Below are 5807 nucleotides of genomic sequence, written 5' to 3'. Positions count from 1 at the left end.
GAGGGCGATCGATCCCCATGACAGCGCGGAGGCCATCTGCCAGACCTCGGCAGAGAAGAACGAGAAAACCACCAGCATGAGGATCACGGGCAGCGCGATCGACGCCATGTGCCCGATCGCCGACGCATTGCGCACCGCCAGGCGCGAGGCCCAGGAGATCATGGCACCGCCGCCCATGCCGGTCACCAGGATGCAGAGGGCGAGCACGAGCGCCGTGCGGAGGACCGGCCCCACGGTTGAATTCGGGTGGGTGCTGTAGTCGTAGACGATCGTGAAGGCGAGGCTGACGGCGATCAGGACGAGGGCGACCGCCGTGCCGATCCCCGCAGGGAGACGCCGCAGCAGGCCTCGGACGAGGAAGTAGGCGGCCCAGGCGAGGCCCACCGCCAGCAGGAAGATCGTGAGGGCGAGGGGGACGATCAGGAGCTCCCACCCGATCGAGTCGTCGTCGAGGGCGAAGTCGAACACGACCTCGATCCCGTCCTGGAAGAGGTAGGCGGCCACCGCGACCCAGGCGATGAGGGGGGCGACGCGACGGGGGAGGTCGGTGAACCAGCGCCGCAACGGCACGAAGGTCGGAAGCCCCTGCTCGCGGAACCAGCGGTCGGCGTCGCGCTTCGTGCTGCGGGACTTCGGCGACGGCGAGGTGGCGGACATGGCGATGAGACTACGGCACGGCGGCGCATCGACTTATCCACACCCCTCCAATATATCGAAGATATGTTCTAAACTGAGAGCATGACGAACCCGCATCTGAGCCCCCTCCTCGAGGCCGTGGAGTGCCTCGAAGACGTGTGGGCGGATGCGTCGAACGCGGCCGAGCTGACCAGAGCACAGCTGCTCGAGGCGCATCGCACGATGGGGCTGGTGCAGCGTCGACTCGACGGCATCCACGCCGAGATCGCGGCGAGCATCGCGCGGGAGTCGCGCCCCGAGCTGGGAGCGGCGAGCCTGGCGAAGGAGCAGGGGTTCCGCAGCCCTGCGACCATGATCGCGGCGACGACCGGCGGATCGACGGGAGATGCGGTGCGCCTGGTGAAGGTGGGGGAGGCTACGGCTCCCCGGGCGAACCTCCTGGGCGAACCGCTGCCGCCGCGTTATCCCGCGGTGCAACAGGCGATCGGCGCGGGCGCGCTGAGCGCCGCAGCAGCAGCGTCGATCGTGACCCTGCTCGATCGGGCCCGCCTGAAGGTCGGTCTGGAGCGGATCATCGAGGCCGAGCGACTGCTCGTCGAACGCGCCGCGGAGCTGTCGCTCGACGACGTGCGCAAGCTGGTCGTGCACGCCGAGGCCTGGCTCGATCCCGACGGTGTGGCTCCGCGCGAAGACGAGGCTCGTTCACGGCGCTCCCTGACGATGTTCGAGCGCGACGGGTCGCTGCACCTGACGCTGCAGACCGATGTCGCCTCCGGCGCGCCGGTGAAAGCGGCGATCCAGGCCTACGTCACTGCGACGTTCCAGGCCAGGGCGCACGTGCTCGATCCCGAGGCGCCCGATGCCGATCGACGCACGGTCGCGATGCTCCAGGCCGATGCGTTCGTCGAGATCTGCGCACACGCGAGCGGATGCGACAACGGCGGTCTCCCCGTGTCCGGAGCGACGGTCGTCGTGCGGGTGGGGCTCGACGACCTGACCGGCGGCACCGGGTTCGCGACGGTCGACGGCCTCGGCGAGCCCGTCAGCATCGCCGCCTGTCGTCGGATGGCGGCGGGCGGCGGCATCATCCCCGTCGTGCTCGGAGGTGGAGGCGAGATCCTCGACTGGGGTCGTGAGAAGCGGCTGTTCACCCGTGCTCAGCGGCTCGCGCTGGTGGAGCGTGACGGCGGCTGTGTGATGTGCGGGCTCGCGCCGCAGCTGACCAGGGCGCATCACCTGCGTTGGTGGCAGCGGGATGCCGGGCCGACCGACCTCGACAACGGGGTGCTGCTCTGCGAGAGCTGTCACCACCGCATCCACGACAACGACTGGGAGATCAGGATCGAGGGGGTCGGGGTCGCGGCACGGGTGTGGCTCATCCCACCGCCCAACGTCGATCCGGAACGCAGACCGAGACTCGGGGGTCGAGCGCGCTACGACATCGCAGCGTGACTGCGTGCCGCGCGGGTGTGTGCGTGGAGTGAGGCGCGGGCGTGCGGGTTCGACTAGGACGAGGGTGCGGCTCGAGAGCGGCACGTCGCATCCCCCGCACGGCGGATAGTCGCGAGACGGCCGACTCGGAATCAGACGTGCACGTCGGCGGGGGAGGTCTCGCCCTCGTGGAAGCTGGGCGTCTTGCCGAAGAGCCGCGCGATGCCGAGCACGATCACGACGATCAGCAGTCCCAGTGCGAGGCCCGCGATCGCCGACACGAGCGTCTCGACCAGCCAGACCACGAATCCGCCGGCCGGCTCCAGGGCGTGCTCGATCCCGTGCAGCAGGTCGGTGGTGAAGTGCAGCCCCACCTCGCCCAGGTTCACGAGCACCAGGTGGCCGCCGACCCAGAGCATCGCGACCGTGCCGAGGATACTGATGAAGCGAAACACCGCCGGCATCGAGCGCACGATCCTGGTGCCGGTGTGGCGCACGCGCTGCACCGGATTCTTCGCCATCTTCAGGCCGATGTCGTCGATCTTCACGAGCAGCGCGACCGCACCGTAGACGACGCCCGTCATGAGGAGGGCGATCACGGCGAGGATGGCCAGCGTCGCCCAGATGTCGAGCCCCTTCTCGAGACTCGCGAGCGAGATGAGCATGATCTCGGTGGAGAGGATCAGGTCGGTGCGCACGGCGCCCAGCACGAGCTTCCTCTCGTCGCGCGCGCCCTCGTCGGCGTGGCCGTGCTGCACGCCGAACCACTCCAGCACCTTCTCCGCGCCCTCGAAGCAGAGGTAGGCCCCACCGAGGATCAGCAGATAAGGCAGCACCCACGGCGCGAACGCGGTGAGCAGCAACGCCACCGGGATGATGATCAGGAACTTGTTCGCCAGCGAGCCCAGGGCGATCTTGCCGACGACGGGCAGCTCCCTCGCCGGAGTGAGTCCCTGCACGTACTGCGGGGTCACCGCGGCATCGTCGATCACGACGCCCGCCGCCTTCGCCGACGCCTTCATCGCGGCGCTCAGGATGTCGTCGACGACGGCCAGAAGTCCAACGGACATGCGTGGGTTCCCCTCGTGAAGTGCCGGATGATCACACTACCGACTTCGAGGTGCCCCGCCCGCGCCAGACGGCTTCATGTCGCGGGTCTGATGCCGTCTCATCGCGCTCGGCCGGCAGCCGTAGCCACGATGGAACGCGGCGAGCAGACCGTTGTGGGTGAGCCCGACGGCCCTGGCGGCATTCGCCACCGGGTATCCCCGACGCAGAAGCGCAGCGGCCGCTTCGAGGCGGACCGCTGTGCGCCACGTCGTGTAACTCGTGCCGAGCTCCGTCACGAAGGCGCGACGGATGCTCGTCGTGCTGGTGTGCAGGCGTCGCGCCCATCCATCCAGAGTGCGATCATCCGCAGGATCGGCGCGGAGTGCGGCGCCGATTGCGGAGGTCAGGGGGCCGCGCAGCTCCGCGTGCGCGATGCGGGCGACCTCCGACCGCATGCGTGCCCGCTCCGCAGCGGCATCGCTTCTCCGCGGAGCGGGCGCACCAACCGGCGAAACGGCGACCGCGTCGACGTGAGCAGGATCCCCCACTCCGCGGACCGAACGACGTCGACTGCTCCTGCGCAGTGCGGCGCACAGCAGGGGAGAGGCGTCCGCTCCGGAGATCGCGGTCGCCAGCAGCCGGTTGCGCAGCTCCACGGATACGGCGACAGCGCACGGTGCGGAGACGACGCCGGTGGGAGCGCCCGTGCGGTGCACGAACGGTGCGAACCCGGGATGGAACCGCGCGGAATGCGGCACACCGGCCGGGATCCAGATCCCCTCGGTCTGGTCGACCGTGAACGGCTCGCCATCCACCTCGATCACGGCACTGCCGCTCAACGCGACGATGAACTGGTCATCGTCGTGGCGGTGCCTCCCATGACCCCAGGGGGCGAAGTCCTCGTCGTCCGGACCCTCCTCGTTACCTCTCTCGCTTCCGGTCCCTATGTCCTCCGGGGCATCGACACGGGCCTCTTCGGGGATGGGGGGACGTGAACGGAACATGGGACTCCTGGAACGCTGAGTGGGAAATAGTTAGGTTAGCCTAACCTCGGCCATCGCGGGAGATCGCGATCGGGATTGAGGGGAGCAGGGCACGAGGTGAGTACGACCCAGACGGCGGATGCCTCTGAGCGGAAGGTCGCTGAGGAGATCGCCACGGACCCTCGTGCCGTCCTCGGACCGGTCCGCTCGAGCATGCGCCGGAGGCTGATCGGTCTCACCGCACTCCTCCTCTTCCTCGCGGTCGCCGCGCTGCTCTCGCTCGCTATCGGGGCCCGGGACATCGCCCCCGATGTCGTGGTCCGAGCGCTGGCCGCTGCTTTGCGCGGTACCCCGGACGGCGACTTCGAGGCCACGGTCGTGATCACCGAGCGACTGCCGAGGACCATCCTCGGCCTCTTCGTCGGGGCCTGCCTCGGCGGCGCCGGCGTGCTCATGCAGGGGCTCACCCGCAACCCACTGGTCGACGGGGGCATCCTCGGCGTCGAGATGGGTGCGGCGTGCGCGGTCGTGGCGGGGATCGTGCTGATGGGCCTCACCGGCGTGGGTGCGACGTTCTGGTTCGCCCTCGCAGGCGCGGGGATCGCCGCTGCCCTGGTCTTCTCGATCTCGCGGCTCTCCCGTGCAGCGTCCACGGCGATGAGCCTGGTGGTGGCGGGAGCGGCGACCGCCGCGATGCTCGCCGCCGTGATCAACCTCCTGATCGTCCGGGACAACACGGCATTCTCGCGCTACCGGTTCTGGTCGGTGGGGCAGCTCGCTGGGCGCGGGGAGACCATTCCGGAGCTCTGGCCCTTCGCCGTCGCCGGGATCGTCCTCGCCCTCCTCTGCGGCGCCACGCTGAACGCCCTCGCACTGGGCGAGTCGACGGCAGCTGCCCTCGGCGTCCGCGTGCGTCGAGCGCAGCTGGGGGTGGCGTTCGTGGCCGTCCTGCTCTGCGCCGCCGCCGTCGCCGCGGCGGGACCGATCGGCTTCATCGGTCTGATCGGAGCACACCTCGGGCGTCTCATCGTCGGCGCCGATCAACGGCTGCTCGTCCCGTTCGGCATGGTCTGCGGGGCCGCTGTGCTGCTGGCAGCCGACGTTGCGGGGCGCATCACTCCCGGCAACGGGGAGATCGCCGTCGGCATCATGACCGCCGTGGTCGGCACACCGGTCTTCGTCGTTCTGGCGCGCACCAGGAAGCTGGTCGAGGCATGAGCGGGACCGGCACCGTGGCATCCACGGTCGGCATGCACGTCCGACGCCCGAAGGAGGCGGAAGGCGCCGTCGTCGGGCTTCTGAGGGATGTGCGACGGCGCACGTGGCTTCGGGTCTCCGCAGTCTTCGCGGCTCTCGTCGTCATAGTCTTCGCCGCCTTCTCGGTCGAGCTCCTGGTCGGCGGGAGTGCGGAGCTCTCGCCCGGTGCGGTGCTCGATGCGCTCTTCGGCGAGGGAACGGTCGTCGGTCGACTCGTGGTGTGGGAGTCCCGGCTGCCCCGCGCGCTCACCGCCGTGCTCGTCGGCGCGCTGTTCGGCATGGCGGGTGTCGTGTACCAGCGTCTCATCGGCAACGTGCTGGCCACGCCCGACATCATCGGCGTCTCCAGCGGGGCGAGTGCCGGGGCGGTCGCTGTGCTGGTGGGGCTCGGCGGGACCGGCATCGCCGTCCAGGGCGGGGCTGTCGTCGGGGCCGTCCTCGCCGTGCTGG

At 69.7% G+C, this 5807-nt stretch carries 6 protein-coding genes; 3 read left to right on the top strand and 3 right to left on the bottom strand.

Annotation, left to right across the window (positions count from 1 at the left end):
• The coding region (locus DSP71_RS13270; protein WP_181800735.1) for a hypothetical protein at positions 1–657 on the bottom strand (657 nt) is incomplete at its 3' end.
• An 81-nt stretch (positions 658–738) separates the two neighbouring features.
• Between DSP71_RS13270 and DSP71_RS13265 the strand changes: the two genes are divergently transcribed.
• Positions 739–2088, top strand: a complete 1350-nt coding sequence (locus DSP71_RS13265) for an HNH endonuclease signature motif containing protein (RefSeq protein ID WP_113681314.1) — start codon at positions 739–741, stop codon at positions 2086–2088.
• A gap of 131 nt (positions 2089–2219) precedes the next feature.
• Here the strand turns inward: DSP71_RS13265 and DSP71_RS13260 are convergent, their stop codons facing one another.
• Together DSP71_RS13260 and DSP71_RS13255 are read right to left on the bottom strand one after the other, a co-directional pair.
• Positions 2220–3137: a DUF808 domain-containing protein gene (locus tag DSP71_RS13260; protein ID WP_113681313.1), complete on the bottom strand. Its 918-nt coding sequence runs from the start codon at positions 3135–3137 to the stop codon at positions 2220–2222.
• 36 nt (positions 3138–3173) lie between these two features.
• Complete coding sequence (locus tag DSP71_RS13255; protein WP_113681312.1) at positions 3174–4121, bottom strand: AraC family transcriptional regulator; 948 nt, start codon at positions 4119–4121, stop codon at positions 3174–3176.
• A 96-nt stretch (positions 4122–4217) separates the two neighbouring features.
• Between DSP71_RS13255 and DSP71_RS13250 the strand changes: the two genes are divergently transcribed.
• Positions 4218–5318: an iron ABC transporter permease gene (locus DSP71_RS13250; RefSeq protein WP_218867271.1), complete on the top strand. Its 1101-nt coding sequence runs from the start codon at positions 4218–4220 to the stop codon at positions 5316–5318.
• On the top strand, positions 5315–5807 hold a 493-nt coding region (locus DSP71_RS22740; RefSeq protein WP_220151120.1), incomplete at its 3' end, for an iron chelate uptake ABC transporter family permease subunit. The genes DSP71_RS13250 and DSP71_RS22740, both read left to right, overlap by 4 nt.

Origin of the sequence: Microbacterium sp. H6 (assembly GCF_003314775.1) — a bacterium.
GTDB classification, from domain to species: Bacteria; Actinomycetota; Actinomycetes; order Actinomycetales; family Microbacteriaceae; genus Microbacterium; species Microbacterium oxydans.
The sequence above is the reverse complement of the archived record's forward strand: the minus strand, read 5'-3'. Positions and strand labels throughout refer to the sequence as shown.